Raw genomic sequence first — 24899 nt, 5'->3', positions numbered from 1 at the left:
TTTCGTTATTGCTATGTCCTGATATTTTCCTATCTTGGGGTTCTTTGGCAACTCAACCTCAACCTAATCTGCAAGAGGTCTAGTGTGCAGCAGGTAGGGTTTGCGCTATTATATAGTTCATCATCAGGACGCTTTTTCGTTATTGCTATGTCCTGATATTTTCCTATCTTGGGGTTCTTTGGCAACTCAACCTCAACCTAATCTGCAAGAGGTCTATTGTAAATCGAGCGATGGCACTCATCAAAGATAATCAAGTCAAAAAAAGCAGGCGTAAACTTTTTGTAGCACCTCACCAAAGTTTGCAAAGTACCAACATACAAACGCTTCGTGTAGTCAATGTTGTATGTACGGATGCGATCGCGTGGTTCATCAGGCAAAAAAACCTTGAAATTGTCATCTAACGCCTGCCTAACTAATTCGTCGCGATCGGCAACAAATAGTACAGTACGTGCTTGAGATGCTCTAGAGAACAAATCGACCAAAGACATAATCGTGCGCGTTTTGCCCGTTCCCGTCGCCATCACCATCAAAGCACGGCGATGCCCCTCATCAAACCGCTCGCTTACCCGTTGAACTGCTTCTTGCTGATACGTCCGCCCCGCGATCGCCAGATTCACGCTTAACTGCTGCAAAGGGATCTTGTTCTGACGCAGATAGAGCAAATTCTGCAAATCCCTCAGCGAGAAAAATCCCGCAACTTGCCGCTTACTCTCGCGATCGACATCCCAGAAAAACGTGCGATCGCCGTTCGTCATAAATGCAAACGGCTGAAAGCTCTGCTGTTGAGCTATTTCGGTAACGTAATGCCGAACTTGTTGCTCTGCTACTTCAGGCTGTCGGCTTTGGCGTTTTGCCTCAACCACGGCAATTACTTCCCCATTGGGCAAGTAGAGACAATAGTCCGTAACGCCATTCCAAGGTTCCGCATCGTAACCATCAACAGGAATTTCAAACCCTATCTGGCTGCGATCGTTGAGATTCCAACCTGCTCTTACTAATGCAGGGTCAATTAGATCTTGTCTAGTTCTCGACTCATTACGGTTCATTAATACCTGCTTACAAGTGCCTCAGCTACATAGCCAGAAATAATTACTGAATAATTTTAATGTAAGATCGTTCAAGTAAAGGTGTTATTATAATGCTCCCTAGAAATCGGACAGGAGGTTAAGATAGAAAAGCTGCCAACCATCACCACAATAGTATGGAGAAATTATAAACAATGCAGCGAAAAAAACACAGTGCGGAATTCAAGGCCAAAATCGCACTAGAAGCAGCCAAAGGATTGAAAACAATCAACGAAATAGCTAGTGAGGCAGAAGTACACCCTACACAAGTCACACTATGGAAGAAGCAACTGCTAGAGGAAATACCAACCCTTTTTGCCAGTAATCGAGGCCAGAAGCAAAAAACACAAGAGGATCTGACTGCAGCGCTCTACCAGCAAATAGGTCAGCTCAAAGTGGAACTGGACTGGGTGAAAAAAAAATCTGGCATTGTCAGTAGCTGAGAGAAAAAAATTGGTTGAACCGGCGCATCTGTCAATTTCTGTCAGCAGGCAGTGCGAACTATTGGGACTGGCAAGGTCTAGTTTCTACTACGAACCCAAACCAGAAACCGAGCATAACCTGAGACTAATGCGGATGCTAGACCGACAGTTCACTGCAACGCCCTTCTACGGTGTGCGAAGAATGACTGCCTGGTTGGCGACCCAAGGTGAAGTTGTCAACCCTAAACGGGTGAGAAGGTTGATGCGAATGATGGGTCTAGAGGCCATCTATCCCAAACCAAACCTCAGTATAGCCAAAGACAATGTGAGAAAGTATCCCTATCTTTTAAAGGAGGAGGAGATTACGACTCCCAACCAAGTCTGGAGTACAGATATCACCTACATTCCACTGCCCCAAGGATACATCTATTTGGTAGCAGTCATCGACTGGTATAGCAGGTATGTACTGTCTTGGGAAATATCCAACACGATGGACATCACCTTTTGCCTGAGCGCCTTGGAGAAGGCTTTGACTCAGAACACACCCAAGATATTCAACTCCGATCAAGGCAGTCAGTTTACCAGTGTGGCGTTCACTAGCAGATTAGAGGAAAAGGGGATAGCGGTTAGCCAAGATGGCAGAGGAAGAGCGTTAGACAACATATTTGTAGAGAGACTATGGCGATCGGTGAAGTACGAGGAGGTATACCCAAAAGCTTATACATCGGTTAAAGAAGCGATGCAGGAATTGGAGAAATATTTCCACTTCTACAACAATGAAAGACTGCATCAGTCTCTGGGCTATCAGCCCCCGTCTACAGTTCATTTTAAACAACCCTGATAGGGAGGTAAATATGTAGTTATTTTGCTTACCCTTTATCTGCGCGACTTCCTATCTTAATTTTTGTAGTTTTTTGTCTTGACAATGGGGAGCACTTTATATGGTACTCGCTTCATATTCACCATACTCCCCTAGATACTGAGGCAATCTCTGTAAATACATAAACCACATTAGGGCACCTCTAATAACTAAACATATTCTAAATAACATAGAGTTAAAAACCTTGATTTGCCGTTTGATTCTCAATAATTTTGAGTTTTAAGATGTAACCTTATGGCAAATTCAACCCACTTACTGTTTTCTCGGAATTGAGGTGGTGCCACGAAGTTTCCGCTACTCCTGAAAAGCCTATCTTGGAGTATTTAGAACACAATGATTATAGAAATCGCCAGATCCAAGTGGCGGAATAATTAAGACTCTAATCATTTCGCATAATCATTTCCAATTCGATATCGATCCATCGATCTCTTTTTCCCCAGATATCCCTGGATCTCAAGATCTATCCCCTAGCTAGGTGTCTAGTAGATTGCTGGATGCTTACAAAGTAAAGTGGGAATTCCCTCTTCATAAAATTTGGCTCCCATTCGCGAATATTCTATACCTGTATAGAAGTATGATATACTTGTATATCTAAAATCTATACAAGTATAGAAATGATCAAAAAAGACACCCTAGCCACTTTCCGAATAGAGGAAGAGCTATGGGAGAAATTTAAAGCCAGAGCAGCAGTTAATCGATATAGCGCATCAGCTTTACTACTTCAGTATGTTGAGGATTTTGTAGATGGCCGCGTTTCTCTTCCCGCATTAGACCAAAACACGATCGATCTAGAAAGACGTATAGACGAACGACTAGACAACCTCGAAAAACGTCTAGATGAACGTATAGACATAATAAGATCCGATCTAGAGGCTGAGTTGAAGGAAGTTTGCAGCCCGATCGCCAGATCAAGTAGCCAATTAGAGCGCAAGCCCAATAAAACCGATATATCCTCGCCAGCGAGAACAATTGCTCCCCAAAGTGAGCCACCTATAGGCACTGCCAGGCTGTGCGCCAACCTGGATGTTAGCTTTAAAAATTTATCCACGCGCGCCAAACGCCACGATCGCACTCCTGAAGAGCAACTAATTGCCGAAGCTCTGGAGAAAGGCGAGCGCTGGCAGGTGTGCAATCGCAACGGGCGATCGCTAATGTGGGAACGGGTTGGTTAATGTCAATAGCACTACTGCAATATATTGTTGTCTACAGCCATTCTGTGTGTTACTATCTACAGTAGTATATTACTGTGAGTAATGAATGCCAAACCCACACCCCAGACCTGAGAATCTAAAGGCATTACCCCGTTGCGATAGTACTACCGCACCACTAGCAGGGCAAAACCTTTCGGTAAGGATCGCTGCGGATATTGATGCCTTAGTGCGATCGCTTCCTAATAGATCTGCATGGTTGCGACGGGTGATTACCGAAGCAGCACAGCGAGAATTGATGGGAGGTGATAAATCATGAGCGTTGAACGTTGGACAGATGAAACTATAGACAAGTTTGCTGCCACAGCAGCAACGGCGATTGCTGCCAATAGTGAAGGGATCGCGTCTATACGTGAAGTGATACGCGAAGCTACCGCTGTCAGTAACGAACGTATGAGTCGGATTGACGAGCAATTGGAAGATCTCACGGCAGTAACCCAAGCGATCGGCAGGGATGTAGCTCAGTTGGTTGCAACCCAACAGGCAGCGGAACAGGAACGCGCCGAACTCAGACAAGCCACCTTAGGTATTGCCAACCTGTTAGCGTCTCTGGATAGCGATCGCCCCACTATCTTGAGAAAACTCAATGCGATCGAGAACAAGGTAGACCGACTGTTAGAACAGCAGTAACGCCCAGATTTACGCCCAGATACTTTATTGACAATGCCCAAAATCCTTACTTATTAGTACTCCTAATCATAAGTGACTTCTCGTTTACACCGAGAATGTCGGGGGTTCGAGTCCCTCATCGCCCATCGGTTGGGGAACCTTTACTGGTAAGGCTTTGGGGAGTTCCAAGTAACTCTCGAAGGTCGTTTTTGCTGTCAATAAGCCACTAAAAATCTGTCTCCTCACCTCTCGCCAAAGAGACAAACACCCGCACATTAAACGCCCCATGCTTAGCGGCAATCTGTAACATCTCCTCGCGCTTTTCTTGAAATAGCAGTTTGAGCTTTTTTTGATTAACAGTTGTAATACTCATCACTCAAAAACTGATAAAAAATACTGACAATTTATACGGATTTCTCAAAAACAATATCCTCATAAACCGACTCAATGGAAAAGCTTAACCCTACACTTTGCAACTCGATATTATCCCCCGCCTGATAATTAAAAATCTCCCAACGATCGCGATCGTTTTTGCAGTATAAATCGATCGCTATTTTTTCCGCATCAACTAAAACATAATCTTGCAGCCTAGGATTGCGACGATACAATCTAAACTTATCACCTCGGTCATAACTGGCCGTACTTGGAGATAAAACCTCAACAATTAAACAAGGATATTGAATGGCTTCGATTGCCGAGTGAAAGGTAGGCCAAAGCCGGAACCTCCAAACTCTGGCAAAGGTAGAGAACCTTGACAATTGGTAAGGCAAAGACTCAGGATAGGAGGCGGGGTTAGAATACCGTTCATACCCACCCACCCCCTATCTATGTTCCCAGAATATCTGTCTGCAGCTATATCAGCAGAATCTGTCCGCAGCTATATCAGCAAATTACTTGCTCGATCTACATTAGTTATAGCGTTTTTCAATTGAGAACAGGTTTGATTGACGGGGGGAAGGGGTAGAACACGGCAGTGGCTCTAGGGGGGAACCCCCAAGACCGCCCTGCCTCCCCTTCTTGGGGGCAACGCCTCCAAACCCCCTTCTCGTTTTCATCTGAAAACCGCTATAACACTGAAGCAATGAGTTGTAAATAATGCTAAAAGCAAAATTACCGAATGCCATACTTGCCGCATTGGGTTTATCCCTATTTTACGCCCTCATTTATAGCTCCAGCACGTGGTCTTTATCGTCTCTGTAGGGGTGAATTGACTTTCAACCTACCCCCCCTACTCCAACTTCTCCCCGCTCAAAATAAACATGGGATTGACAGCGGCAAAGGTTTGCCGATTGCCTCGGGTTTCCAGGCGGTTTACAGCGGACTGTACCACCTCGATATTACGCACGTGTAGTTCGGCGAAGCTTTCAGAAATACCATATAGCCCTTCTAAGGTCGAGGCAGTAGCTACAACTCTACCCTTCAAAGGCAGGCGTTCCCATACGTGTTGCAAGATGTCTTTAATCGATCGCCCCCCTTCAATGCAAACGCGATCGGGAGTATGGTCGAGCGTGCTGAGACACTCTGGCGCGCTACCCACAACTATTTCGACATTCTTGACCCCAAATTTCTGGCAATTTCGCCCGATCAGTTCGACCACATCCTCATCGCGCTCGATCGCCACGATCCGACCGTTCGGACACATCAGTCCAGTCTCTACGGGAATAGTACCCGTGCCCGCACCGATATCCCAGAGCACGGAATTGGGTAGTAACCGCAGATGCGCGATCATCAGCAGTCTGACCTCGCATTTACTCATGGGTATACCGGGCAAACGCTCGAATAGATCGTCGGGAATGCCGGGAGTAACATAAGGCCAGATCTGCTCGTGCATTAACAACTCCTTTTAAACCTTGTAAAGTTTTATGTAGATATCAAAGTTTCCAAGTATAGCTATAGTCAACAGGTTTAGGACGGGGTACCCCGTTCATAAATGACTTAGCATTGCTATATAAGATGTATCGAACCACTTGTAGATTGACCCTCTAAAAAAGCCGATCGCTGAAAGCTGAAAGCCGATCGCTATATTACTAAAGCCTGCCGATCTAAAATATTACATATCTAAATGCTTAAGCTAGGTCCTGGCTATGCCTGATTTTTATAACGAAGAACAAGTACAGCAGATCTTACAAAAAGCGATCGCTCGTAAAGGGGCGAGACAGGATCTGACACGAGAGCAAGTACGGGAAATTGCCTCCGATCTGGGGATTAGCGATGCAGACTTCGCGATCGCCGAACAGGAATGGCTGGCTCAAAGCGTGCAGGATCGAGAACGGGTTGTATTCGACACCTATAGGAAAAAAAAATTCCGCGACCATGCGATCAAATACGCCCTGGTCAACGCTTTTCTGATTGGCATCAATCTCCTAACATCTGGTAACATTTCCTGGGCAATTTACCCCTTGTTGGGTTGGGGACTGGCAGTTGCCCTGGACGCTTGGGCGACCTACCAAACCGACAGTGCCGAATACGAAAAACAATTCCAACAGTGGAGCCGCCAGCAAAAACGCAGCTTGATTGCCACCCAAATCACTGACAAGGTAACCGCTAAATTAGAAGAATGGCTAAAACCACAATAGGGGCAGATTTATATGTCTGCCCCACTGCCTCAATACCCCTACCTAAAATTAGGCAGGTATAGCTGGTGGTAGGAACGAGCCGTCGGGTGGTTGACTTAAAGTATAGAAATCAAGCCCAGGATTTTCGGAGGGACTGAGATTTCCAGGTACAGGTGCGTTGAAAGGATCGATTGCCAGCGTATTAGCCGGAGTAGAGCCAAAATTAGCGATCGAGTATGCCACGCCATTTGGAATTTGTATGAAGGTTAAAGGCGGCACGGTAATCGTCTTACCATTGGCAAACTGGAGCGAGAGTTCTCCATCCAGCGTGTAGAACAGATTAAACCCATCTCTAGGATCGGTATATAGCGGCGCGAATTCGTGTCCTGGCTCCAATGAGATGTAGTCGTAGCTAATAGTGCCGCCAGGATAGACTGGGACATTGGGGTCTAGGAACGCTACTTCGTTCGGCCCACGGAAAGGTACGAAGGGATTAGATAAATCTTGAACGAACTTTGCCGTACCCGTTCCTTTCCAGGCAAACTGCCCGGTTACTGCACCTACCTCCTCGGGGGTCAGCAAAGAGCGCCGCGTCTCGCCAAATGGCCCGAGGATCTCAGGCCGACTTTCATCATAAATATCTGCTGAGTGATGATCCGGCCAATCTGGTCGGAACGTAGGCACGGGACGGCCATCTACGGAACCGGTACCATCTGCGTTGGGGATAAAGAGGGCATCGTTGCGTTGCTGTGCCCAGAAAGCCGTGCGACTGATTTCCTCTAGGGTAATGGGTGGAATCGGATTGTACCGATTGCCAACTTCATCGCCAGAATTAACAAAGAAATCGTCTAATCCAGCCGGCAGAGCAAAAGAGTAGATTCTGCCGGGGCCAGTACCCGGATCGAGACGGAAGCCGTGGACGCGACCCTGTGGCCCATAGGCTAGTTGACCTGCAGATACTTTCTCCTCCATAATCGTGCCATCTTGCATACCAACTGTGAAGGTAAAAGTGCCATCAACCACGAAGAAGCACTCAAATTCGTTGAAATGGGTATGGGGTAAAGGTCCAACCCTTGTACCCTCATTGGGCGATGGGGGTTGCAGGAAGTCAAACGAAACGAATCTTTGTCGGGTATCGCGCTGGTTGGCGTAGTCGGTATAAATCGACGACGAGAGGTAGTAGGCTCGCTCGTCATCCAGGTTAAAGAAACCGACTACCCTGACCCCCTCTGGCAGACCGTTTAGATCGACATTGCCACGCCCAAAGTCACCCACTGGGACGGAGGTAAAGTTAGCTGCGCTCAAACTGGTAATGTTCGTTACGATCGCCAGGGGTTGTCCCGTCAAGCGATCGACGAGGCGAGCATTATTCCCCTCAATCCGCACGTCTAACTGGTCGAAAGTTATGCCGCTACCCAGTCCGATCTTGTCCTCGGCTGGATTGAAATCCGCAATGATGTCGCCCTCGGTGGAGCCGCTACTTCCAGGTGCTCTGGCAACTACAAACGTATCGCTGCCCGCCCCGCCTACCAGGGTATCTATACCGCGATCGCCAATTAAAACATCATTGCCATTGCCACCATTAATTAAGTCCTGATTAAAACCACCATTGATGTTATCGTTGCCATCCCCTCCATTAATAGTGTCGTCACCTCGAAATCCATTAATTGCATCATCCTCTGGAGACCCGGTAATCAAGTCGGCAAGCGGAGTCCCGTTGAATGGAGCTTCAGTAATTACAGCCATGCAGGTTTTCCTTCTTTATTCAAAAGTGTTCACTTGCAACGCGCCAGACAACACACTAGTCACGTCCAAGATATCTTTCCCTGTAGACTTGACTATAGAAAAGAATTGCGTATTAACAGGCAATTTTCCTTAAAGAATTAAGATTTTCCCCTCCAACTGACTGTAGATTTTTATTAAGTAGATTTATAGAGCGGTGCCTTCAAGGCGCAGTAACCATTGGTTGAAATGTTGGCATTGCTGGCTATCTCATGAGAATAAATTCAGTCATATGTAATGAGCAAAAATTACTATGAAGCGCGATGCAACTAACGTGCTCCCTCATCCCCCAGCCCCTTCTCCTGCCTTGGGAGAAGAGGAACCAGAATCGGTCAAAGTCTCTTTCCCGCTCTGGGAGAGGGATTTAGAGTTAGGGCAATGGGGAAAGTTGCACATTGCGTTATGAATGTAAATGATTGAGAATTCTGTTAATAATTAATTCGATCCTGATGAATGTAGATATGCAGCCTCCAAACGACGAATCAAGCGATCCTGCTAGCGAGGAGATCGCACAAGTAGAGCAGCTACCCTCTCCAGGTGGAGGATCGACGACTACGGGAGCGATCGCGCGATTTTTAGAAGATATCTACGGCACTCTATTTACGCCCGCCCAGGCATTTGCCAGCCTGCGATCGCGCCCTTCTGCAATAGGCGGTGTATGCGTGCTTGTATTGGTGAATGTTTTGGAGTCGATCCGTACGGGTAGACGACCATCGCAAATCGTACCAACGGTTGTGGCTGCCCTAGTTGGCTGGTTGATTTTCTCGCTCCTGCTACAGCGCCTCGCAACAGTATTTCAACGTCAGATCGATCTGAACGTGTTGCTCTCTCTGACTGCATTTGCCAGCCTACCCTGGATTTTTATCGGCCCTGCCTTAAGCCTTCGCGGGGAGTGGGGTACCAGTGCGGCATTAGTTGTAATGTTATGGTTTATCGTCTGGCAGGTATGGGCAGCATCGGTAGCGATCGCAGTCAGTGCGTGGCGTTTGGCACTCCTGGTGCCGTTAGCGATCGCTGGCGGTTTTGTGGCACTTATCTGGACTGGGAATTCGGTTAGCCTGCTTTTGAGTATTGCAGGCTATTAAGTGCCCCCAGCCTCCTATTCTGGAGGAACAGATCGTCAAACTTCCCCAAAATTCGGAGATTTAGGGGGCTAGTTCGAGGGAATTATGCTTAGCCTTTCCGGTCGAACAACTTAGTAAATTGCCCTTGCCATTGTTTGAGCTTTGCTTGCATGGCATCGCCCAGTGTTGGTTGTGGAGGAATGGCAACGGCGATCGCTTCGTCATTAAATTGCTTGAGCCGATAGCCATACTCTAGCTGGCTCTGGTACTGACGCATTTTGGGATATAAGCGCATAACACCTTCGATTAGCTCTTCTTCCTGTTGGTAGATGGCTAGACTAATTTTGTCGCTGCGATCGACGGTCATAGAACCAGCAGGTATCCAATTGGGTTTTCCCTTAATCCGCACGTAAATACTAAACTCTGGCAAGCCAGAGCTTTTCATTTCTTCATATTTTTGACTAGCTACCGTACGCTTAGCTTTATTTTTCTCAGCTTTAGGCTTTGGTGCGGTAACTTTGCCGAATCCTGTAGGAGTTGCCATGGACTTATGTAAATGTTTTTTACTATATCCATGTAGTTTAGAGTTTATTGCGGGTTGCGAGAAGTAGTCCTTAGACAGAAGTTTAAATTTTGCTTAAGTTCTTGACAGCAGATCGCAAAATTCTGAACTTTTCTTTGAGAATTACAGTCCAAACCAAACTTCCTAAAAATGCCCTAGAAATTATATCCTATTTTTATCAATTTTGATAAAACTTATTTTGACGAAATTAAAAACTAATGCTAAGGTGCTCTGGCAAATGTTCTAAAAGCTCCCAACAACGACATATGGCAAATATTCTTGGTGATGCCAGTAATAATTTTCTAGATGGCACTTCTAATGGCGATGATATTCGCGGCTTGGCTGGCAACGACACCGTGCGCGGCTTAGCTGGCAACGATATCGTCAATGGCAACGCAGATAATGATGTTGTCAACGGTAATGCTGGTGATGATTCAGTCTATGGCGGTCAGGGAAATGACTCGGTCTACGGCGGTCAGGGTAACGATCTCGTCAACGGTAATGCTGGTGATGATGGCTTTGTTAACGGTAATATTGGCAATGACAGTGTCTTTGGCGGACAGGGCAACGATCTTGTGCGCGGCGGACAGGATAACGACCAGGTATTCGGGGACGTAGGCAATGACACGCTCTATGGCGATCAAGGTAACGATACGCTTACGGGTGGAGAAGGTAATGATGTTTTTGTTGTTGCCACTGCTTCAGGCGAAGATACGATCGCTGACTTTGCGGACGGACAAGATAAATTCGGATTAGATGGCTCCTTAACTTTTGCCGATCTGGCGATCGCTCAAAATGGTGATAATGTCACAATTTCCAGTGGCGGCGCGCTACTCGCAACCGTAATTGGTGCTACAGCAGCTAATATCACCAGCGATGACTTTATTAGCTTAGGAACTAGCGGCGGCGGTGGCGGCAGCAGCACGCCCAATACTATCCTGGGCACCGAATTGCCAGAAACGATTGGTGCTACATCTTCTGACCCAGTTACAGGCGTGCCTGGTAAGATCGCTACTAGCGGTGCCGATACGATTAATGGTGCTGGTGGGGCAGACACGATTAGCGGTTTGGATGGTAACGACTCGATCGTTGGCGGTACCGGCAATGACTCGATAATCGGTGGCAATGGTAATGACATCGTTGATGGTGGCGATGATAATGACTTCATTGATGGTGGTGCAGGCAATGACTCGCTCAATGGTGCTGCTGGTGACAATACGCTTGTAGGTGGTGCGGGTACTGACACTCTCACGGGTGGTAGCGGCGCTAGTGTATTCGCCTTTAGCGCTCCAAATGAAGGCACTGATACGATTACCGATTTTGTCTCCGGTACTGACAAAATCAGAATCCTGGCGACTGCGTTTGGCGGTACTGCCAGCAGTACAATTACAACTGCAGCTAACTCTGGCGGATTTACCCTGGTCTCTGGTGCCGCGCCGGTAGCACTAGGTGCTAACCCCAACTTCTTATTTGATACGGCAACTCAATTCTTGAAGTTTGATGTTGATGGGGCTGGCAGTGGTGCTGCGGTTGACCTTGCTTTCTTGCAAGGCGTTGCAGGTTTGGCAACTGGTGACTTTACGTTGATTTAGCGATCTGGCTCTGCGATCTTTATCTGTAGGGCGAACTACTGTTAGCCCTACAGTTTTGGTATGCTCCATCCCTAATAAGGGTGCAGAGCCATATTTATCGAGGACTTGATGTTTGAGCAATTTTCTTCCTATTGGCAACAAACTCTAAATTGGCAACCAACACCTGCACAAGAACAAGGGTTTGCAGAACTCTACAATTTGGTGTTAGCAGGCAATCAAACTCAAAACCTCACCCGCATTACTGACGAAGCTGAATTTTGGGAAAAGCATCTGTGGGATTCATTGCGCGGCGTACTAGAAGTGTGGGAGCACCCTGGGCTAAAGGTAATTGATATAGGTACGGGGGCGGGCTTTCCGGGTTTGCCGATCGCGATCGCCCAACCCTCTTGGCACTTGAGCTTGCTGGATAGTAAAGCTAAGAAAACTAATTTTATTCGCAGTGCTGTAGAATCGCTAGGTCTAGAACAGGTCAGCACATTTACCGGACGTGCCGAAGCTTTGAACCAATTGGGTACGCATTTTCAAAAATACGACCTTGCACTTACACGCGCCGTAGGCAGCGCCGCACTTTGCGCGCAATACACCCTGCCGTTTCTCAAGGTCGGAGGAATCGCAATTCTTTATCGAGGTCAGTGGACGGAATTCGAGCAACTGGAACTAGAGGATACCTGCCACCAATTTGTCAACACTAAGATCGAGGCTAAAATTACCCGCGTTGAAAGCTTTACTACCCCATTGACTGCCAGTCAGAGGCACTGCATACATATTTATAAAGTTGCGCATAAAGTTGCGCGATCGGAAATTACAGACTGAATTACAGGTTGCCACCCAAACCTACATCTCTCGCTCAGTTTGCAGGTTGCTGTTGTAAGGCGTATTAAAGTTAGAAGCATCGTAGAGAAATCTAGTAGCTTCTTGCTCTAAACGATGAATTAAATGTACTTCCATAGCATTGGTAGTACGGAGTGCGGCAAGGTAACCATCCAAAAACAGACGTAGTTCATCTGTACGATAACCACGTTCCCACATTTCTACCAGAGAGTCAGTGAGTTTTTGATAGTTCCGAATTGTAAGTGTATCTTGTAGCATAGGTCACTATCTCACGGCATGTATGCATTTTACCATTGCCAGAACTTGCCTCACTACTACCTAAAAGGTTAGGCTTCGGGAATGTGGAGAGAACTCAAAGCTGCCCATCTTTTATCAATTACTGTAGTTGGTGGCAAAGGTTCAGTTAGCTCTGTCAGGGGTGGGGCATCTGGAGCAATTTTCTGGAATGGGATAGCCAGACATAGCTGTTGGTAGAGCCACTCGGCTGGATCGAAGTAACCGTTAGGTGGCAGGGTTTCCACTAGATCGTTAATATCGATCTCCTGCTCTTTCGGCAACTGGTCGCTGGGAACTGGAGCCGACAACCAGATTAGTTCGGGATCGTCAGAATTATTAACGTAGAGGCGGTGGTTGAATTGCTGTAGCGTGCGATCGCATGTAAGTGTCACGATCGCCCATGCCTCGGCTTTGACTTCCAACACCGAACCCAGATGCTTGACGGTCATTGCCCCTTGCACGGGAGTCAGCGTATTGAGTCCTTCAATAAATTCCTTGAACTGAATTGTCTCGGTGGCATCAACTGCCTTTGCCAATTGAGGGATGAAGATCTTTTCCATTGGCTGTAACTGTTAGGTTTGTAACGCTCGGACGATCAGGTAACGATGAGGCTCCACGCCTTCACTAAAGGTTTCTAGATCGGGACACTCTTTAAGAAGCATGTGTACGATACGGCGTTCGGCTGGAGATAGATGTTTAATTTGACAATCCTGATGCGTCTGGCGTACCTGGCTGGCAGCAGATTCAGCCAGACTTTTGAGCCGTGCCTGCTGCTCGGCACGATAACCATTTAGCTCGATCGTGTAAAAATGCCGATCGCCTTCAGACTCCTTGCCAAGGTTCAGATAGAGATTAGCTAAAGACTGTATTGCATCTAGATTTGAACCATCTCGACCCAGTAACATCTGGATCTGTAGGTCGTTTAAGTTACTGCGATCGATTTCCAGCCAGACATTAATATCGGTCGAATTGGGATCTACGATCGGAGCCGGTATTGCTTTAACCTGAGTAGGGTAGCCCATCAGATCGAGCAATTGCTTCAACCAATCGCAACTCTTATCAGTCTGCTGCATGTCTGCTTTTAAACTCCTACACTTATCGAAAGACCCTAGTTTTTCTTCTTCTTAGATGAGGATTTAGACGAACCTGGCTCAAACGGCAGCGAAGACTTTTCCCCTTGACTGCTTTTAGGTTTAATAGGAGGTGCTTTGACTGGTTTGGATTCGCTCGGTTTAATTGCTTTAGGCTCTGTTTTTTGTGTTTCAGTAGCAGGCTTTGTCTCCGCCTTATCAGGTTGAGGTTTATCTGCCTGGGACTTAGTTACTTGAGTTTTAGCGGCTTGAGGCTTGGTGGTTTCTGGCTTAGTCGTTTCAGTCCTGGTTACCTGTGACTTGGGGATCGGCTGGGATGCAACACTTGCTTGGGCTTCAACTAGCTTCTGAAGATTTTCTGGCAGAGGTTCCTTAGACACGATAAATGCCTGAACTGTTTGGAAAACATTGGCAACTAACATATAAAGCAACACGCCTGCTGGCAGCGGGAAGAAGAGAAACATCCCAGAAAAGATAATAGGAGTGACCTTATTCATGGTCTCCTGTTGCTGGTTATCGGAGTTGCTCTTGCTCGATCCTCCTGATAGTGCCTGGTTTATGTACAAGCTAATACCAAAGCCCAGCACCATAATTAAAATATCCCAGCTAATGCTGCCATCCGGATTGGTGACACCAACTTTCCCCAACGCCTGAATAAACAAAAAACCCTTGTTAGCAGCCAGACCGGGTATGGTGGCTTGCACGGTGACTTCACCAGGGTGGATTGCTTTTACCGTGCCGTCAGGTAGCAGCTCCACATTTTCGCTCCCCTTGGTAACGTGCCAGGTAGGAGTGAGATCGATGTCTGGGAATTTGGCATTTAAGCTGTCAAATTTCTCCCCTTCAGAGGTCTGCAAAGCAATTTTGGTTTGCTCGCCTGCAACCAGGTTGGTGCCGCTGGGTATCGATGCAATAATTGGGTAGTGAACTTCGTCGGCAAAATAAATGTTCTGGGGTGGAGAAACAAAAGCTTGAGGCTGAATTTGCTCCTGTTGTTCCTTAGGAAATACTTGAAAATTAATATTGTAGTTAATGTCAGCAAATGGCGATCCGCGTAGTGTGGCGAATAATGCAAACAAGATTGGCATTTGCAATAGTGCAGGTAGGCAGCCCGATAATGGGTTACCAAACTCTTTAAAGTTAGCAGCGTTGACTTTACCCATTTCCTCCTGCTGTTTAGCAGGGTCGGTTTTGTAGCGCTCTTGCACCTCTTTAATGCGCTGTTGCATGATTGGGTTAGCAATTTTCATCCGCCGCATACTGCGGATCTGGTTGGCGCTAACAGGGAATAGTGCGAATCTAATGACCAACGTCAGTGCTACAATTGCCAACCCATAACTGGGGAAGATCCCGTAAAAAAAATCCAGGATCGGCAACATGACGTTATTTGAAAGGAAACCTACACCGAAATCCATCTTGATTGAAAATAATATTAGTTAGAGTTTAAGTTGCAGCTTTTCCAGCAGTACCTAAAGTACCACTGGCTTCCTTGGCTTTGAGGCTGAGTTTCGACTCGATGTAGTCATAAACTTCGCGGAACTTGGGTATAGATCTTAACTCTAAGCGAGAGCCATCTTTTAAGGTCAGCACCATATCGCCCCAACTACCCCAACCACGGGGTACGATTACCACTTTAGCAATTTCCGCATAGATAACATCGGTGCGGTTGCGCCCCATCCAGCCTCCAGTTACAGTAATGCGGCGATTGGTAATGCGGTACCTAACCCACAAAGCCCTTACAATTGAGCTAATTGTAAGGGGAATTGTAATTACAAACACGCTGATGAGCAACCCGATAATCAGGTCACCAATGTGCGGTTTGCCTTCAAAATAGATTTCTTCTTTAACTGCCATGCAATACCTGCGCTTCGATCAATAGTTTGGTGAGGTCGTTACCAAGCTGTGTATAGCTCGGACTACCATCTAAGGTAGAAACTGTGACAACTATTTGCAAACCTTGTTTCAATTGTGACAGAAGTTGACGGCAAATGGCACGCAGTTGACGCTTGATTCGATTACGTATTACCGCACTTTTACTTACTTTTTTACTAATTACTATACCAATCTGGCTAGCAAAACCCAGATTGGTCGTATTGTAAACGCGCAATCGCAGGTACCGACCGCTGTAGCGATCGCCTTTTGCATAAACAGTAGCAAAATCCTGTCGCCGCCTTAAGCGATGTTTAGCAGGCAGCACAGTAAGCTCATGGGTTGGGGCTGATGAAACCTAAACACTAATTAATAAAGTACTAAACCGTTGTGAGGCGAAGCCGACCGCGACGGCGACGAGCCTTAATTACGCGCCGCCCTGTAGGAGATTTCATCCGGGCGCGAAAGCCTGAAGTACGTTTCTTTTTGCGGACGGTGCCGCCCAAGGTACGTTTAGTCATTGCAGTTTTGCGAGAATATCAAATATTGCCAAGGTTTTTGATTCTATCATTTTTGCTGCGGTTTTAGAATCCCCAATAACCGCCTGCTGATTTAATACCAAATCCGCGTTAATTATTCCTAATATTGCCTGGCGACCGAAAGTGGCAGCTACACGAGCAAAGTCCGCCTGCGCGGACTCCAAGTAGCCATAGACAGCTCGGTTATTACAGGGGGTGTGGGGGCGTAGCCCCCGCGCAAGGGACTCACCCCTGCCCCGTCCTAAGCTTACTGGCTATAGCTATAAGAGGGGGTGACTAAGCAAGATTTGGTATAACTCCAAAATAAAATACGTGCCAAGAGCTATGCGGAAGGCACGTATTTAAAAACAGCTTTAGCTTTTTCCGCCGGTTAATTTTTAGGAGCGGGAGGCTTGGCAGCAGGTTTGGCAGCAGGCTTAGCGGCAGGTTTTGTCGCGGGTTTGAGGTTAGCTGGATTTTGGGCGCTTGGCTTCAACTGCGGTTGACTGGACTGGGGACTTTTGGGCTGTTGCTTTAGTGCCACCTCAAGCGCAGCTCTAGAGGGCACGAACATAAATTTTTCTGCCTCGGGGTTGGACTTGTTATCTTTGGTCACCATGGAGTCAATTACATTGAGCAGCGAAGTGACCTGGATTTTCGTATCGACTGCCACGTTAGGTTGTTGCTGCTTGGCGCGATCGATTAAGCCCTGTAGATCCTTCTGGTCAAAGAAAAAGGGTACGAGTTGCTTGCCATTTTGTTCTACAGTCAAGAGCCCTTGATCTTTATCTTTGCCCCCTATAGCAAAAAAGACAGGCAAGTTAGGCAACTTATCAGTTGGCTTGCCCTGCGCTGACAGGATACTTTTTGCAGAATCTATGCTGGCTTTAGACGGCACGATCTGAAACGCGATCTTTTTGTCGTTATTTTTCTTGATGAGCTGAATCGCCTCGCTCATGTTACGCACAATTACCCGGGCTTTGCCCCCAAGTTCCGGGTTGGTAGATTTGATCTGCCCCAGCATTGACTGGGCATCGTCGGGATTCATGAAGAACAGTAAGAATTGCTGTTGTTCGCCGCCACCTTGCTTTTGCTGCGAACCAAGTAATGGGTTGCCCTTGTCATCGGTAATGGTAAAAACCGGAATGCCAGTCAGTCGCTCTAGGGCTTGAGCTTCAGTGAGCGCCTCTGCCCTAAGATTAGTAATGGGAGCCACTACGATCGCCCCTACCACACTGGCAACTGTGGCTAGTTTTAGCAATGATTTAATCACAGATTTATTTCTCCTGGGTTTCGAGGGTTGGCGCAAGCATACTAATATTCTGCGTTAACTGAATTTAGTCAATAGCTTGCGTCTAAAAGTTAGTTAAGTTCCAAGCAATATACCTTAGATCGGAGTTTTTGCCACAGCTAGTTCAGGTACATTTCCTAAGCAAATTTCCGTTACCTTCAGACTCTTAGATAATAGTGATAGTTCCTCTGCTTTTTTGCCGAATTATGGATGTGAATGACAACGCGGACGATCTTAGTTTTGAGGAGATTTTAGCTGAGCTAAATTACAAGCAGGCACAGCGCACTCTCCGCGATATCGTGACTAACCTCGATCTCACAGCTAGAGAGCGACAGGGTCTGGAGTCCGATCTAGAAGGGCTGCAACAGATGCTCGATAAACTGGAGCATCAGGTTGTCCAAATTGCTGTGTTTGGCATGGTGGGACGCGGCAAGTCGTCTTTACTGAATGCTTTGTTGGGAGAGGAAGTATTTTTGACAGGGCCAGTTCATGGTGTCACCAGAGCCAGCCAGTCGGCTAACTGGCAGGTGTCGCGGGAAGCGATCGCGGGCAGTAACAGCCAGATTATGCGGGTTTCGATGAAGGGATTCGGCACGGCGCGCATCGAATTGATCGATACGCCGGGAATTGATGAAGTTGGCGGGGAAGTACGGGCGAAGCTAGCCAATCAAGTAGCAGAACAGGCGGACTTAATTTTATTTGTGGTTGCCGGCGACATGACGAAGGTGGAGTATGAAGCTCTTTCGGAGTTGCGCGAAGCCAGCAAGCCCATTTTGCTGGTCTTTAATAAAATCGACCAGTATCCCATGCCAGACCGCATGGCAATTTATGCCAAGATTCGCGACGAGCGGGTGCGCCAAATTTTGACTGAGGATGAAATTGTGATGGCGGCGGCATCGCCACTGGTGGCAAAGGCAGTGCAGCAGCCCGATGGCTCTTACGAAGCAGAAATGGTGCCTGGTAAGCCCCAGGTTAACGACCTCAAGTTAAAAATTCTGGACGTGCTCGATCGCGAGGGCAAGGTCCTGGTAGCGCTGAATTCCATGATCTTTGCCGATGCGATCCAGGAGCGGCTGGTACAGCGCAAGATGGAAATTCGCGATCGCCGTGCCAATCGCATTATCTGGAATGCCGTAATCACCGAAGCCGTGGCGATCGCGGTCAATCCCGTCACCGTAGTTGATGTAATTAGTACGGCGGTAATTAATGTATCGATGATTCTGGCTTTATCTAAGCTCTACGGCATTAACATGACTAATCAAGGGGCGATCTCCTTGATGCAAAAAATCGCAATTAGCATGGGTGGCATCAGTGCCAGCGAACTGTTAGCCAATTTGGGTTTAGGGTCGCTTAAGAGTTTGTTGGGTATAACGGCACCTGCAACGGGAGGGCTGTCAATGGGGGCGTATGTCTCCGTAGCAATTACCCAAGCAGGTGTGGCGGGGGTGTCTGCCTATGCGATCGGTTTGGTGACCAAGCAATATCTGGCTAACGGTGCATCCTGGGGACCGCTAGGCCCTAAGGCAGTAGTGAATCAGATTCTCTCTAACCTTGACGAGGCATCTATCCTCGCCCGAATTAAAGACGAATTGCGCAGCAAACTCGATCTAAGCCGCATGAAAACCTAGTGTTGCAAATCATAAATTTTGCAACATGGGGGAATGGGGGCAAAGCCCCCAGAAGGGGGTTTCACCCCCTCCACCCCCCTCCAAAACTTTGGTTTTGGTGTACTAGGTATGGTGATATAGCAAGCCGAATGTTTGGGACGATCTCCTGAAATCAGAACGTCCGACTTAATTCACTTTGAGCAAAGCCCTCGATCCGAGGCGGATTCACCACGCTCACACAAGGGACTATGATGTTGTAAAACCATTACATTCCCATCATCGACACAGTGCAAGTGTAATTTGCGCCCACCCACATCTACTAATTGCCCTGGCAGTGGGTATTGCCTTGCAAAGTAAATTCTTGAACAGCGCTCATAAAGGAAAATCACGAATAAGTATAGCGTTTTTCAATTGAGAACAGGTTTTATTGACGGGGTGAAGGGGTTCCACACGGCAGTGGCTCTAGCGGGGAACCCCCAAGACCGCCCTGCCTCCCCTTCTTGGGGGCAACGCCCCCAAACCCCCTTCTCGTTTTCATCTGAAAACCGATATATGATGCTGACTAAAAGCAGAGAAATTAAGAATATCCAGTTAATCCAATATCTCATCCTGTCTCGCTACCTTAACAAGCTCAAGAATATGTCCAGTTGCGGGGAAAGACTCATTCCCATTAAGTTTTCCTGTCTTCGTCTCCATAATTTTGAATCCCTCGCTGAGATAAAGATGCAAGGCTGCATCATTACCACTCAGTACAGATGTAGATACAGTCTGACCGCATCGAGCGATCGCTTGGCGCAACAATTTTTTCCCGATGCCCTGTCGATAATAGTCAGGCGACACATATAACCAAGTCACCTCATCATCGGCAAAGGCGACAAATCCAACTACAGTTTCATTATCGCAAGCGACCCAAACTTCTCCCTCAAATAGTCCCTCATTCTCAAATGAGACCGCCAATGAGAGAAATGCTTCGACACCAACTGAAACTCTCAATTCATCTAATCTTGCCCTATCGTGAATATTTGCAATAGCATCCCAATCTTCAGGGTTATATTTCCTTAGATTTATCATGAAGAAACCTTATACCAATTTAAATTGTTGTGGTTACGGATGGGAGGTGGGGGCGTTGTCCCCACACTTTTAGAACACTACCGCTTGCATTTTACTATAGTTGCGAACTATAGTTCGCCATGTTATATTTTCAGGAAGAGCCAGCCTTGTCGGATACAGCTACACCCAAGCGGGTTATCGTTTATGCCGATTCCAACGGAGAAGAACCTTTTACTCGATGGCTTTAAGAACTACGAGATGACATCACGCGGAAGCGAATTCTTGCTCGTCTCTCCCGTCTAGAACAGGGCAACGTTGGAGATTGCAAGTCGGTTGGGAAGGAGTAAGCGAGTTACGGATGTTCTTTGGTTCCGGCTACAGAGTCTATTTTGCGGAACACGGCAGCAGCATTGTTGTGTTGCTGTGTGGTGGAGACAAAGGTAGTCAAGACGATGACATTCAACAAGCAAAAATCTATTGGCGGAGGTATTTAAGTCGTGAGCAACTATAGAACTCTTAGTGAGGTGACTGAAGAATACCTCCGCAAGCATCCTGATGAGATAGACAATTACATCACCGTGCTATTTGACGAATATGCAGAAAGTGGCGATGCCGCTGCTCTACTGTCATCTCTGCGAATTGTCAGCCGCGTTAAGGGCGTGAGCCAGATTGCTGATATGACGGGATTGAGCCGTAAAGGAGTGCAAAAAGCCCTTTCGGAAAACGGGAATCCTCAATTCAGCAGCATCAGTGCCATCCTTCAGGCAATGGGTTACCGCCTCATGCCACAAAAGTTACCGTCTTACGATTAGGCATACCCACCTAGTATAGCTATAGCCAACAGGCTTAGGACGGGGTGCAGGGGTTTCACCCCTGCGTGGGGGCGTAGCCCCCACACCCCCTGTCCTAACAGATCTGTCTATGGCTATATCTTAATTTTTACGCAATTCCCTAAACAGGATTTGGGATGAACCATCTACAACATTTGAATTGTTAGAATGATGGGTCTTTCGAGTTTATTTATGGCGGATATAGTCATAGATACCTAAATATTTTTGACCTGGGTGATTCCAAGAGTAGTCATATTCCATGCCCTGGACTACAAGCTCTTGGAATTCTTGTGGGTACTCGTACCACAGACCGATCGCCCGATCCATTGCCGATTCTAGAGCACTGGCATCCGTTTGATAGAATACATAGCCATTGCGCTCCTCGGGTAGCTTTTCAGTATCGTAGTCGCGATCGAATACTGTATTCAGTAAACCGCCTACGCCCCGCACGATTGGCACGGTACCATATTTCAAGCCGATCATTTGCGTGAGACCGCAAGGTTCGTAATTACTGGGAACGACGATCGCGTCCGCCCCAGCATAGATCAGGTGAGATAGTTCCTCATTGAACCCTAATTCTAAATGGCAGTCAGGATTATTATTCAAATGCATCTTTTCATGCCAGAACCAGGAGTTAATCGCTGGTTCAGTAGGGGAACCTAATAACACAAACTGTGCGTTCCGACTGAGTGCATAATAGATGGCATGATGCACGAGATGCACGCCCTTTTGATCGTCTAAGCGACCGATGTAGCAAATCAGAGGCTTATCGCCATGCCCCAACATTAGCCGCTCGCGTAGCGCTTTTTTGTTTTTCGCTTTGCCAGTTAGATCGTCCTTGTTGAAGTGATAGGGAATGTAGCGATCTACTTCAGGATTCCAGACTTCGCAGTCAATGCCGTTGAGGATGCCACCAAACTTATGGTTATGCACGTCTAAGGTATGGGATAGGCCGCAGCCCACATCGGAATAGCGGGCTTCCCAGGCATGGTGAGGCGAAACCGTGTTGATAAAGTTGGAGTAGACAATACCACCCTTCATAAAATTCAGCGCGAAGGGATTGAAGTTATCGCCCAGGCGATCTTGAGCGAAGTAATAGGGTTCGCGGTTTAACCCAGTCGCCCACAGCACGTCAACCCCAGCAATACCTTGATGCTTGAAGTTATGAATGGTGTAACAAACGCGCTGGTTCTCCATGCCATAGTATCTGTACATTTCGTAGAGCATGACCGGAATCAAACCCGTTTGCCAATCGTGACAGTGAATTATATCGGGACGCTTGCCAGTTTGCAGTAGAAACTCCAGGGCAGCTTTGCTAAAAAAGGCAAACCGCATTTGATCGTCTTGACCGCCATAGTAGTAGCCCCGATTGAAGAACAGATCGTTAGAGTGGGGATCGATAAAGAAACATTGCAACCCATGCACCCAGCCACAATGTACCGAGCAGGTAATCGCTGCGCCGTACCAAGGTACTACTAGATTTTGATACGCATCGTGCAAGCCCCAAATGTGGTCGTAGCGCATGCAATCATACTTGGGCAAAATAATCTCAACACCATGACCGCGAATTCCCAGCTCCCTGCTAAGCCCGTAAACCACATCGCCCAAGCCTCCAGCTTTAATTACAGGGGCACACTCAGAGGCTATTTGCACAATGTACATCTTTGCTCCTCAAACTAAAATGTCAAATAAAACGAATCATCACCATTTACAAAAGATAATATTTTTCTGGTAACAATTGCCTAAGCCATTTGGTACAAATTTGGGTTTGCGGTTCAAGATTTCCTCATATAGCGTTTTTCAATGACCTATTGGGTATTGGGGCAAGAGTGGCGATCGACTGGGTAAAAAATTAACTATGCTCGTGACTATAAGGTTAGACTTAGTCATGGTTAGAGACCTAGGGAGGTATGGATGCTTTCTGAAGCAATCAACAAGTCGTTAGAAGCTAAAATTCGTACGCAGGCAATTCATCCTCAAAATAGTGTTGCAGGAGTTAGAGTGTACGCAATTTCTTTTGATATGGACATCGAGTCCTTAAGAAATAACTACGGCGATCCTTACAACAACGCATATATTGAGATCCGAAAAATTTTGCAGAGGCATGGATTTAATTGGCAGCAAGGTAGCGTTTATTTCGGTAACGAGAATATCAATGCAGTTACCTGCGTTCTTGCTGCGATCGATCTGTCTCAAAAACTTCCTTGGTTTGCAGCATCCGTTCGAGATATTCGGATGTTAAGAATTGAAGAACTGAACGATCTCATGCCAGCAGTACAACAAGGGAATTCAGCACAGCCATAGCTTAGGCGATCGCAAGCTTTTAGTAGCATTACGAAATTAAGAGCGCCACCAACATTTAGCGTGGCTTGACCGGAGTGCCTGACTGAATCTGTTCAGTTGGGTGCAGTACGACTATTTCTCCAGGTTGGAGACCCTGGAGGATTTCTGCGGCTAAATCGCTCCGTTGCCCGATCGCCACGGTTTGAGATATAGCTTTGCCATCCTGAACTGTAAAAACGCACCAGTTTGTGCGCTGGCATCGAAAGATGGCGCTCAAGGGCACCTGTAAGACAGATTTTCCTTGCCACACGACGATCTGAACGTCAACGCGATAGGCATCTCCCAACCGCGATGCATCGACAAAGTCGCCAATTATATTCACTCGTTGCTCTTCCACCCCTAGCGCCGATACCTTCGTGAATGCTGACGGTTCGATTAAGCGTACTTTGGCACGTAAAAGAGGGGTATCTGCCCCCGGATTCACCAGAATCGTGTTACCGTGCTTAATCTTCAAGGCATCGCTCGACAGGACATCAATTACCAATTCCAATTTGCCAGGATCGGCGAGTTCCAGAAGGGGAGTACCTGCCGTGACATATTGAGCGCTCTGCTGCCGAATTTTCAGAACTCGTCCGCTGACGGGCGATCGCACTTCTGTCCGCTTGGCATCCGCTTGCAATCTGGCTAACTCGGCTGAAACGCTAGCTATGCGAGCATCGTAGACCTTGAGTAAATAATCGGGGTCGCTTTGCTTGAGTTGGAGAACTTTGAGTTCGGCTTGCGCTACGTCTACTTCGGACGCGGCTGTTCTGGCCGCGAGGATGGCAGCATCTCGTTCTTTGGCTTTAGTGGTGGCGTTGAGTTCTGCATTTTCCCGATCCTGGCGAGAGATCGCCCCCCCTGCTGCTAAATCTCGGATGCGTTGCAGATCGCGCTGCGCTTGTTCCAGGGCAGCTTGAGTAGCTACAACTTTTGCTTCTGCTTGTTGTTGAGTAGCGATCGCGGCGCGAATCCGGCTTTGGGCCTGCTCTAAGCTAGCTGTTTTGGGGCGTTGGGTGGCAACCCCTTCGCGTTCGGCTCGCCATTGCGCCAACTGAGCCAGGGTTTGTCGTACCGATGCGTCGAGGGGTAAGGGTTCGATGCGAGCTACGATCGCGCCCGAGCGCACCGGATCGCCTTCCTTAAGTTGGATGCGTTCCAACTGACCCGCCACATCAGCGGAGATCGTATAGCGATCGCGGACGCGGGTTTTGCCCTCCGCATTGACCGCCACTTGCAGGTCGCCGCGTTCTACCCTGGCCGTATCGACAGCAATGGGAGTGGGACGAAACGCCCAAACTAGAGCGAGGCCAACCCCAACCCCTAGAATGACATACACCCACTTTTTCAGGGAGCGTTTGGCGGTCGGTTTGTCGCGATCGGGCATCGCTCGATCCGGTTCCCGTTTATTATTGAGCGCGCGATCGAGCGATTCTGATGGGGGTTGGGGAGATTTGGGTAAATGTTTCATAACAT

Annotated in this window: 31 protein-coding genes; 13 read left to right on the top strand and 18 right to left on the bottom strand. The window is 47.4% G+C overall.

What is annotated here, in order from left to right; translation table 11 throughout:
- Nucleotides 1-197 precede the first annotated feature (197 nt).
- Complete coding sequence (locus PSE6802_RS0101635; RefSeq protein ID WP_019498340.1) at nt 198-1046, bottom strand: DEAD/DEAH box helicase family protein; 849 nt, start codon at nt 1044-1046, stop codon at nt 198-200.
- A 173-nt stretch (nt 1047-1219) separates the two neighbouring features.
- Between PSE6802_RS0101635 and PSE6802_RS32430 the strand changes: the two genes are divergently transcribed.
- The 4 genes from PSE6802_RS32430 to PSE6802_RS27330 all read left to right on the top strand — a co-directional run bounded on the left by PSE6802_RS32430 (nt 1220) and on the right by PSE6802_RS27330 (nt 4204).
- A protein-coding gene (locus PSE6802_RS32430) for an IS3 family transposase (RefSeq protein ID WP_156815370.1) occupies nt 1220-2327 on the top strand; the annotation gives its coding sequence in 2 pieces (ribosomal slippage) (nt 1220-1486 and nt 1488-2327; 1107 coding nt in all).
- 653 nt (nt 2328-2980) lie between these two features.
- Nucleotides 2981-3538, top strand: coding sequence for a hypothetical protein (locus PSE6802_RS0101620; RefSeq protein WP_019498337.1), 558 nt, complete (start codon nt 2981-2983; stop codon nt 3536-3538).
- A gap of 85 nt (nt 3539-3623) precedes the next feature.
- Entirely contained in the window at nt 3624-3833 is a 210-nt protein-coding gene (locus PSE6802_RS31650; protein ID WP_071592248.1) for a hypothetical protein, read from the top strand.
- The gene (locus PSE6802_RS27330) at nt 3830-4204 is read left to right on the top strand and encodes a hypothetical protein (RefSeq protein WP_019498336.1); all 375 of its coding nucleotides are present in this window, start codon (nt 3830-3832) and stop codon (nt 4202-4204) included. Before PSE6802_RS31650 ends, PSE6802_RS27330 begins: the two co-directional genes overlap by 4 nt.
- Nucleotides 4205-4409: 205 nt before the next feature.
- On the opposite strand, the gene PSE6802_RS33005 is transcribed toward PSE6802_RS27330, so the two are convergent.
- From PSE6802_RS33005 to cbiT, 3 genes are all read right to left on the bottom strand, one after another.
- The gene (locus PSE6802_RS33005; RefSeq protein WP_019498335.1) at nt 4410-4556 is read right to left on the bottom strand and encodes a hypothetical protein; all 147 of its coding nucleotides are present in this window, start codon (nt 4554-4556) and stop codon (nt 4410-4412) included.
- 31 nt (nt 4557-4587) lie between these two features.
- Nucleotides 4588-4953, bottom strand: coding sequence for a Uma2 family endonuclease (locus PSE6802_RS27325; protein WP_263970275.1), 366 nt, complete (start codon nt 4951-4953; stop codon nt 4588-4590).
- Between the two features lie 458 nt (nt 4954-5411).
- Complete coding sequence (gene cbiT, locus PSE6802_RS0101600) at nt 5412-6014, bottom strand: precorrin-6Y C5,15-methyltransferase subunit CbiT (RefSeq protein ID WP_019498333.1); 603 nt, start codon at nt 6012-6014, stop codon at nt 5412-5414.
- Between the two features lie 253 nt (nt 6015-6267).
- On the opposite strand from cbiT, the gene PSE6802_RS0101595 reads away from it, so the two are divergent.
- Nucleotides 6268-6759 (top strand): 2TM domain-containing protein, encoded by a 492-nt coding sequence (locus tag PSE6802_RS0101595; RefSeq protein ID WP_019498332.1) that lies wholly within the window; start codon nt 6268-6270, stop codon nt 6757-6759.
- A gap of 48 nt (nt 6760-6807) precedes the next feature.
- Here the strand turns inward: PSE6802_RS0101595 and PSE6802_RS30665 are convergent, their stop codons facing one another.
- Nucleotides 6808-8484 carry a cupin domain-containing protein gene (locus tag PSE6802_RS30665; protein WP_019498331.1) on the bottom strand — a complete coding sequence of 559 codons (1677 nt, stop codon included), beginning with the start codon at nt 8482-8484 and terminating at the stop codon, nt 6808-6810.
- Nucleotides 8485-8773: 289 nt separating this feature from the next.
- Between PSE6802_RS30665 and PSE6802_RS33990 the strand changes: the two genes are divergently transcribed.
- Together PSE6802_RS33990 and PSE6802_RS0101580 are read left to right on the top strand one after the other, a co-directional pair.
- Nucleotides 8774-8926: a hypothetical protein gene (locus tag PSE6802_RS33990; protein ID WP_019498330.1), complete on the top strand. Its 153-nt coding sequence runs from the start codon at nt 8774-8776 to the stop codon at nt 8924-8926.
- 43 nt (nt 8927-8969) lie between these two features.
- The gene (locus PSE6802_RS0101580; RefSeq protein WP_019498329.1) at nt 8970-9605 is read left to right on the top strand and encodes a YIP1 family protein; all 636 of its coding nucleotides are present in this window, start codon (nt 8970-8972) and stop codon (nt 9603-9605) included.
- Nucleotides 9606-9693: 88 nt separating this feature from the next.
- Here the strand turns inward: PSE6802_RS0101580 and PSE6802_RS0101575 are convergent, their stop codons facing one another.
- On the bottom strand, nt 9694-10128 hold the full coding sequence (locus PSE6802_RS0101575) for an HHL1-like protein (RefSeq protein WP_019498328.1): 435 nt from the start codon (nt 10126-10128) through the stop codon (nt 9694-9696).
- Between the two features lie 284 nt (nt 10129-10412).
- Here PSE6802_RS0101575 and PSE6802_RS27315 point away from each other — a divergent pair, with 284 nt between their 5' ends.
- Entirely contained in the window at nt 10413-11738 is a 1326-nt protein-coding gene (locus PSE6802_RS27315; RefSeq protein WP_019498327.1) for a calcium-binding protein, read from the top strand.
- A 108-nt stretch (nt 11739-11846) separates the two neighbouring features.
- A complete protein-coding gene (rsmG, locus tag PSE6802_RS0101565) occupies nt 11847-12551 on the top strand; it encodes a 16S rRNA (guanine(527)-N(7))-methyltransferase RsmG (protein WP_019498326.1) in 705 nt (234 codons plus the stop codon).
- Between the two features lie 21 nt (nt 12552-12572).
- Here the strand turns inward: rsmG and PSE6802_RS0101560 are convergent, their stop codons facing one another.
- The 9 genes from PSE6802_RS0101560 to PSE6802_RS27310 form a co-directional block, all read right to left on the bottom strand.
- Nucleotides 12573-12827 (bottom strand): DUF6761 family protein, encoded by a 255-nt coding sequence (locus tag PSE6802_RS0101560; RefSeq protein ID WP_019498325.1) that lies wholly within the window; start codon nt 12825-12827, stop codon nt 12573-12575.
- A gap of 68 nt (nt 12828-12895) precedes the next feature.
- Nucleotides 12896-13405 (bottom strand): YceD family protein, encoded by a 510-nt coding sequence (locus PSE6802_RS0101555; RefSeq protein ID WP_019498324.1) that lies wholly within the window; start codon nt 13403-13405, stop codon nt 12896-12898.
- Between the two features lie 12 nt (nt 13406-13417).
- Nucleotides 13418-13918 (bottom strand): Jag family protein, encoded by a 501-nt coding sequence (locus PSE6802_RS0101550; RefSeq protein ID WP_019498323.1) that lies wholly within the window; start codon nt 13916-13918, stop codon nt 13418-13420.
- A 35-nt stretch (nt 13919-13953) separates the two neighbouring features.
- Complete coding sequence (gene yidC / locus PSE6802_RS0101545) at nt 13954-15351, bottom strand: membrane protein insertase YidC (protein WP_026102986.1); 1398 nt, start codon at nt 15349-15351, stop codon at nt 13954-13956.
- Between the two features lie 28 nt (nt 15352-15379).
- A complete protein-coding gene (locus PSE6802_RS0101540) occupies nt 15380-15790 on the bottom strand; it encodes a PH domain-containing protein (protein ID WP_019498321.1) in 411 nt (136 codons plus the stop codon).
- A complete protein-coding gene (gene rnpA / locus PSE6802_RS0101535; RefSeq protein WP_019498320.1) occupies nt 15780-16133 on the bottom strand; it encodes a ribonuclease P protein component in 354 nt (117 codons plus the stop codon). The genes PSE6802_RS0101540 and rnpA overlap by 11 nt, the downstream gene beginning before the upstream one ends.
- Nucleotides 16134-16185: 52 nt before the next feature.
- On the bottom strand, nt 16186-16326 hold the full coding sequence (rpmH, locus tag PSE6802_RS31645) for a 50S ribosomal protein L34 (RefSeq protein ID WP_071592247.1): 141 nt from the start codon (nt 16324-16326) through the stop codon (nt 16186-16188).
- Nucleotides 16323-16508 (bottom strand): hypothetical protein, encoded by a 186-nt coding sequence (locus tag PSE6802_RS0101530; protein ID WP_019498319.1) that lies wholly within the window; start codon nt 16506-16508, stop codon nt 16323-16325. Before PSE6802_RS0101530 ends, rpmH begins: the two co-directional genes overlap by 4 nt.
- A gap of 206 nt (nt 16509-16714) precedes the next feature.
- A complete protein-coding gene (locus tag PSE6802_RS27310; protein ID WP_019498318.1) occupies nt 16715-17596 on the bottom strand; it encodes a Tic22 family protein in 882 nt (293 codons plus the stop codon).
- Nucleotides 17597-17820: 224 nt separating this feature from the next.
- Here PSE6802_RS27310 and PSE6802_RS0101520 point away from each other — a divergent pair, with 224 nt between their 5' ends.
- Complete coding sequence (locus PSE6802_RS0101520; protein ID WP_019498317.1) at nt 17821-19242, top strand: GTP-binding protein; 1422 nt, start codon at nt 17821-17823, stop codon at nt 19240-19242.
- 570 nt (nt 19243-19812) lie between these two features.
- On the opposite strand, the gene PSE6802_RS0101515 is transcribed toward PSE6802_RS0101520, so the two are convergent.
- Nucleotides 19813-20292 carry a GNAT family N-acetyltransferase gene (locus PSE6802_RS0101515; RefSeq protein WP_019498316.1) on the bottom strand — a complete coding sequence of 160 codons (480 nt, stop codon included), beginning with the start codon at nt 20290-20292 and terminating at the stop codon, nt 19813-19815.
- Nucleotides 20293-20629: 337 nt separating this feature from the next.
- Between PSE6802_RS0101515 and PSE6802_RS35160 the strand changes: the two genes are divergently transcribed.
- Both PSE6802_RS35160 and PSE6802_RS0101505 read left to right on the top strand, forming a co-directional pair.
- Entirely contained in the window at nt 20630-20782 is a 153-nt protein-coding gene (locus tag PSE6802_RS35160) for a type II toxin-antitoxin system RelE/ParE family toxin (protein ID WP_263970302.1), read from the top strand.
- Nucleotides 20769-21083: an addiction module antidote protein gene (locus PSE6802_RS0101505; protein WP_019498315.1), complete on the top strand. Its 315-nt coding sequence runs from the start codon at nt 20769-20771 to the stop codon at nt 21081-21083. Before PSE6802_RS35160 ends, PSE6802_RS0101505 begins: the two co-directional genes overlap by 14 nt.
- 204 nt (nt 21084-21287) lie before the next feature.
- Here the strand turns inward: PSE6802_RS0101505 and glgA are convergent, their stop codons facing one another.
- Nucleotides 21288-22763, bottom strand: coding sequence for a glycogen synthase GlgA (glgA, locus tag PSE6802_RS0101500; protein ID WP_019498314.1), 1476 nt, complete (start codon nt 22761-22763; stop codon nt 21288-21290).
- Between the two features lie 252 nt (nt 22764-23015).
- Here glgA and PSE6802_RS0101495 point away from each other — a divergent pair, with 252 nt between their 5' ends.
- On the top strand, nt 23016-23405 hold the full coding sequence (locus tag PSE6802_RS0101495; RefSeq protein ID WP_019498313.1) for a hypothetical protein: 390 nt from the start codon (nt 23016-23018) through the stop codon (nt 23403-23405).
- A gap of 55 nt (nt 23406-23460) precedes the next feature.
- On the opposite strand, the gene PSE6802_RS0101490 is transcribed toward PSE6802_RS0101495, so the two are convergent.
- A complete protein-coding gene (locus tag PSE6802_RS0101490) occupies nt 23461-24894 on the bottom strand; it encodes an efflux RND transporter periplasmic adaptor subunit (protein WP_019498312.1) in 1434 nt (477 codons plus the stop codon).
- Nucleotides 24895-24899 lie beyond the last annotated feature (5 nt).

Source organism: Pseudanabaena sp. PCC 6802 (genome assembly GCF_000332175.1).
Classification (GTDB): Bacteria; Cyanobacteriota; Cyanobacteriia; order Pseudanabaenales; family Pseudanabaenaceae; genus PCC-6802.
Note: the sequence above shows the minus strand (reverse complement) of the source record. Positions and strands in the feature narration are given on the sequence as shown.

What these genes read in the sequence shown, in the direction of transcription:
- PSE6802_RS0101490 (WP_019498312.1), bottom strand. Translation starts at nt 24,894, where the DNA reads ATGAAACATTTACCCAAATCTCCCCAACCCCCATCAGAATCGCTCGAT.
- PSE6802_RS30665 (WP_019498331.1), bottom strand. Translation starts at nt 8,484, where the DNA reads ATGGCTGTAATTACTGAAGCTCCATTCAACGGGACTCCGCTTGCCGAC.
- rpmH (WP_071592247.1), bottom strand. Translation starts at nt 16,326, where the DNA reads ATGACTAAACGTACCTTGGGCGGCACCGTCCGCAAAAAGAAACGTACT.
- PSE6802_RS0101515 (WP_019498316.1), bottom strand. Translation starts at nt 20,292, where the DNA reads ATGATAAATCTAAGGAAATATAACCCTGAAGATTGGGATGCTATTGCA.
- PSE6802_RS0101560 (WP_019498325.1), bottom strand. Translation starts at nt 12,827, where the DNA reads ATGCTACAAGATACACTTACAATTCGGAACTATCAAAAACTCACTGAC.
- PSE6802_RS0101575 (WP_019498328.1), bottom strand. Translation starts at nt 10,128, where the DNA reads ATGGCAACTCCTACAGGATTCGGCAAAGTTACCGCACCAAAGCCTAAA.
- PSE6802_RS0101635 (WP_019498340.1), bottom strand. Translation starts at nt 1,046, where the DNA reads ATGAACCGTAATGAGTCGAGAACTAGACAAGATCTAATTGACCCTGCA.
- PSE6802_RS0101520 (WP_019498317.1), top strand. Translation starts at nt 17,821, where the DNA reads ATGGATGTGAATGACAACGCGGACGATCTTAGTTTTGAGGAGATTTTA.
- PSE6802_RS0101555 (WP_019498324.1), bottom strand. Translation starts at nt 13,405, where the DNA reads ATGGAAAAGATCTTCATCCCTCAATTGGCAAAGGCAGTTGATGCCACC.
- yidC (WP_026102986.1), bottom strand. Translation starts at nt 15,351, where the DNA reads ATGGATTTCGGTGTAGGTTTCCTTTCAAATAACGTCATGTTGCCGATC.
- PSE6802_RS0101595 (WP_019498332.1), top strand. Translation starts at nt 6,268, where the DNA reads ATGCCTGATTTTTATAACGAAGAACAAGTACAGCAGATCTTACAAAAA.
- PSE6802_RS0101495 (WP_019498313.1), top strand. Translation starts at nt 23,016, where the DNA reads ATGCTTTCTGAAGCAATCAACAAGTCGTTAGAAGCTAAAATTCGTACG.
- glgA (WP_019498314.1), bottom strand. Translation starts at nt 22,763, where the DNA reads ATGTACATTGTGCAAATAGCCTCTGAGTGTGCCCCTGTAATTAAAGCT.
- PSE6802_RS33990 (WP_019498330.1), top strand. Translation starts at nt 8,774, where the DNA reads ATGAAGCGCGATGCAACTAACGTGCTCCCTCATCCCCCAGCCCCTTCT.
- PSE6802_RS31650 (WP_071592248.1), top strand. Translation starts at nt 3,624, where the DNA reads ATGCCAAACCCACACCCCAGACCTGAGAATCTAAAGGCATTACCCCGT.
- PSE6802_RS27330 (WP_019498336.1), top strand. Translation starts at nt 3,830, where the DNA reads ATGAGCGTTGAACGTTGGACAGATGAAACTATAGACAAGTTTGCTGCC.
- PSE6802_RS0101540 (WP_019498321.1), bottom strand. Translation starts at nt 15,790, where the DNA reads ATGGCAGTTAAAGAAGAAATCTATTTTGAAGGCAAACCGCACATTGGT.
- PSE6802_RS0101620 (WP_019498337.1), top strand. Translation starts at nt 2,981, where the DNA reads ATGATCAAAAAAGACACCCTAGCCACTTTCCGAATAGAGGAAGAGCTA.
- cbiT (WP_019498333.1), bottom strand. Translation starts at nt 6,014, where the DNA reads ATGCACGAGCAGATCTGGCCTTATGTTACTCCCGGCATTCCCGACGAT.
- PSE6802_RS0101580 (WP_019498329.1), top strand. Translation starts at nt 8,970, where the DNA reads ATGAATGTAGATATGCAGCCTCCAAACGACGAATCAAGCGATCCTGCT.
- PSE6802_RS35160 (WP_263970302.1), top strand. Translation starts at nt 20,630, where the DNA reads ATGTTCTTTGGTTCCGGCTACAGAGTCTATTTTGCGGAACACGGCAGC.
- PSE6802_RS27315 (WP_019498327.1), top strand. Translation starts at nt 10,413, where the DNA reads ATGGCAAATATTCTTGGTGATGCCAGTAATAATTTTCTAGATGGCACT.
- PSE6802_RS33005 (WP_019498335.1), bottom strand. Translation starts at nt 4,556, where the DNA reads ATGAGTATTACAACTGTTAATCAAAAAAAGCTCAAACTGCTATTTCAA.
- PSE6802_RS0101550 (WP_019498323.1), bottom strand. Translation starts at nt 13,918, where the DNA reads ATGCAGCAGACTGATAAGAGTTGCGATTGGTTGAAGCAATTGCTCGAT.
- rsmG (WP_019498326.1), top strand. Translation starts at nt 11,847, where the DNA reads ATGTTTGAGCAATTTTCTTCCTATTGGCAACAAACTCTAAATTGGCAA.